This is a genomic window from Acinetobacter stercoris (assembly GCF_900323515.1).
Taxonomy (GTDB): domain Bacteria; phylum Pseudomonadota; class Gammaproteobacteria; order Pseudomonadales; family Moraxellaceae; genus Acinetobacter; species Acinetobacter stercoris.
Genome location: NZ_OOGT01000286.1, coordinates 1 through 3388 on the forward strand (window position 1 = coordinate 1; position 3388 = coordinate 3388).

General features: G+C 34.9%; 3 protein-coding genes. 1 reads left to right on the forward strand and 2 read right to left on the reverse strand.

The features are described 5' to 3' along the window. Window positions 1-276: 276 nt before the first annotated feature. Window positions 277-1539, forward strand: a complete 1263-nt coding sequence (locus KPC_RS18495) for a soluble NSF attachment family protein (RefSeq protein ID WP_171334549.1) — start codon at window positions 277-279, stop codon at window positions 1537-1539. Window positions 1540-1579: 40 nt separating this feature from the next. Here KPC_RS18495 and KPC_RS18500 read toward each other — a convergent pair whose 3' ends face one another. Further along, window positions 1580-1951: a hypothetical protein gene (locus KPC_RS18500; RefSeq protein ID WP_121975800.1), complete on the reverse strand. Its 372-nt coding sequence runs from the start codon at window positions 1949-1951 to the stop codon at window positions 1580-1582. A 282-nt stretch (window positions 1952-2233) separates the two neighbouring features. Next, complete coding sequence (locus KPC_RS18505) at window positions 2234-3367, reverse strand: TDT family transporter (protein ID WP_121975801.1); 1134 nt, start codon at window positions 3365-3367, stop codon at window positions 2234-2236. Window positions 3368-3388: the final 21 nt, after the last annotated feature.

Below are 3388 nucleotides of genomic sequence, written 5' to 3' on the forward strand. Positions count from 1 at the left end.
ATCATGTTCTTATTTATTGAATAATTCATGATAAACTCAGGAAAAATAAGCTCATATAAATTGATGAATTCAGACTTAACAAGACATTAACCTATCATTTTTTGATGCATTAGTTCTTTACACAATTCTTAATAATAATGGTATTTAGGCATGTATAAGCATTTTTTTAAAAAGGCTATTTTCTCCTTGTTTTTAATCAGTATTTTAAGCGCTTGCACCTTAAAAAAAGCTGTTCGAAGTTATGAAAACGGTGATTATATTTCGAGCATTCGCATAGTGACCGACAGACTGGATGAAAAAAGAGATTATCCAAGAAATTCTCTTAAAAAAAGCTGGTTAAATACAGTTTATCTTTCATTGAATAAGATCGAAAATTTGCCTGATAATAGCCTAGAACAAAAAATTCAGCGTTATGAAGAAATATATCAAGCCCGAAATCTTGTTGGAACAGGCTTTTATAGCAATAATTTCACTGCTTTTAATCAACGCTATCCTATGCCACAACTGAAATTCGATATTGCCAAGTTATATTATGAAAAAGGCAATAATATTAAAACGATAGTGACTGACAATTATCGTGAAAAAGCTGAGGCTTACCAAAACGGTTTGAAATATGCCAATTATTTAGATATGGCTTCTCTCGCAGCTAAATACCAAAAAGAATATTCATCACGCTTGGCTAGTGATTATTATCAATCCGCTTTAACTGCTGTGAAAATGAAAAATTATAAAGATGCCAGTGAAAATTTTCAGAAAGCAAGCAATGCTTATCGTAATTATGGAAGCTTTAAAGATAGCCAACAACAGTTCGTAAAGTACGATAAACTATGGCGTAGTGAAGAAGCGGAACAATTATTTTCTCAAGCCATAAGCAAAGACAGATCAGCCACACGTAAAGCTGATTTTCGTGAAGCAGCCAAATTATATAATGATTCCTATGAAATATATCTCCCTTATGGCGTATACAAAAATTCGGTAAGTCTGAGGGCTATTAGTAAACGTAAGGGTACGGTAAATATTGGTTATTCAATTAATCAAGATCGTGGCGATGACAGCTGTGGTTCTTCTTATAGTGATAGCTTATCTAAGCGTATTAAGAGAACAATTGAAGATCGTTTTAAATCATATCCTTTTGAGTTAAGTCCAATACGCTCGGCTGATATTCAACTTTATTTTGATTATAGAACTCGTTTCCAGCGCGGCAACTTAGAACAATCCAATCAGGTACAAAATATCGTAGACCCCCAAGGCAAAACCGTCAAATTTAATCAACATAATGAATCAAGGCGTAATCAGTATGAAATAACGATGAATATCGAAGCTATGGGGGATGTACAGATGCGCAAGCGTATTTCTAAAGAAACATCATCTGAGGAAAATAAAGTATTTTATTCGGGTGCTGTACCTCAAGGTTATCGTGATAAAACACAAGGTTCGTTAAAAAATCAAAGTGACTCATGTCTAGAAATTATTTCTGACCTGGAACGGGAAATTGATTATGTTTTGGATGATATTGCAGAACAGGGAATGAGGATTTAAATTTCAAATCAGAAACGGGATGGATCATTTTTAATAAAAATTATGATCCACTTCCTAATTCAGTAACAAGCCATTTAGAGCTTGGGTTGGCTTTTACAAGCGTTATAAACAAAATTCGTTCTCCAGCAGGATTACCGATATTGTCTTCTGTTGCTATTTTGATCTTTACCATGACTGAAATAATTTTGTAAAACTTTTGATAATACGCTGGTCGACCCTGCGTTGAATCAAAGCTTAGCTTCATCACCTCCAAAACCTGCAGACCACTAAAAGATTCAGCCATTTGAGTCATTGAAAAATTTTCTTGCTTACTTTTCAGAACAAACCTAGCTGCTGAATCAACATTGCCTTTTGATAGCGACTCTAAAAAGTAAAAAGTGATCTGCTGAGCTATTTCCTTTTCATCATTCATATGTTGCTTATATTAGATAAGGGCTATTGATAAAGCGAACCCAATCATCAACAATCCAACGTTAAAAGTTGTCTTAGATTTCATGATTTAGTCTTTAATCTCTTTCAAGTCGATAATGTAAAGAATAAGAATCAAATGGAAAATGTAATGTAATGAGATCAATTTATGTATGTTAATAATATGACTTACTTCAATCAGCCTCCTGTATTAACCACAACTAGATTTACACAAAAAGCTATACCTATGGCATGTCATACTTCCACTAGTCATACACTTGCATAATCATGCGTCTTTCTCCAAAAAAGCTTTTAAACATGGTGAAAAAAATAAATGTCCACGATACATACCTAGCAAAGTTTTACTCAACACTATCCCCCAGAGCAGCACCAATATACTTGCCAATGTAAAACCAATAATCATGATGAAATGCAAATTGAGTTGATGCCCCAGATTCAAAAGTGCCAATGTAAATACACCCAATGGGAAAGTAAGTCCCCACCAACCTAAATTAAATGGAATACCAGTTTTCACATGACTGAGTGTTGTTAAAATCGCAATACTTAACCACCAAATACCAAACCCGATTAAGATAAAATTGGCGATAAAGCCTAAATTTTCACAGAACTCACCTAATCTCATTAAATCAAAATGTTGCAATACATTTGTAGCCTGAGTACCTAAAGTCAATAGTGACAATGCGCCTGTTCCAATCGGACCTAAAGCCAACCAACTACTAATTGCTAATTCTTTTGGAGGAAGTTGATGTAAAGCTAAACGTAACATCAAGATTGTGAGTATCGCAAAAGCTGGTAATACCGACATTCCCCAAAGCACGTAGCTCCCGAATAAAATACCTAATGCTTCCTGATTTACAGGTAAATGAGCCAGTAGCAACCCACCAGAAACAGATACCACCTCGCATGCTACGATGGGTAAAAGCCATATTGCAGTCATGGTATGTAAGTGGTGTTGCTGACGACTATACATAAAAAATGGCACTAAAATTCCAATACCAACAGCCAAAATCACATCGATATACCAAAGGGAGTGAGCAATATGAATAGCAACATCACCATATAAAGAGACACCAAACTTTAAAAAGCCATTCAAAATCGTGGCGAGTCCCATCGGAATCGTACCTAGAAACAAACTCATACTTGTATGAGAGAAAATCTGCCGTGCTTCTTGAGGATAAATAAGCCAACGTAAAGTATATAAGGCACTAAAAGCAATAAATAAAATAATATTTAAAATCCATAAACTTGTCGCAACTTGCCAGATAAAGTCTTGCGCAAAAGGTAATTCTGGTAAAATAAGTGCGACCACCCCAGTACCCATCGTGACAGTAAACCAGTTAGGCGTAAACTGACGAATCACATCCTGCTTTTGTTTTATTTGATAAAATGGCTTTTTCATTGCGAATATCCTCATATAAGC

What these genes read in the sequence shown, in the direction of transcription:
- KPC_RS18505 (WP_121975801.1), bottom strand. Translation starts at nt 3,367, where the DNA reads ATGAAAAAGCCATTTTATCAAATAAAACAAAAGCAGGATGTGATTCGT.
- KPC_RS18500 (WP_121975800.1), bottom strand. Translation starts at nt 1,951, where the DNA reads ATGAATGATGAAAAGGAAATAGCTCAGCAGATCACTTTTTACTTTTTA.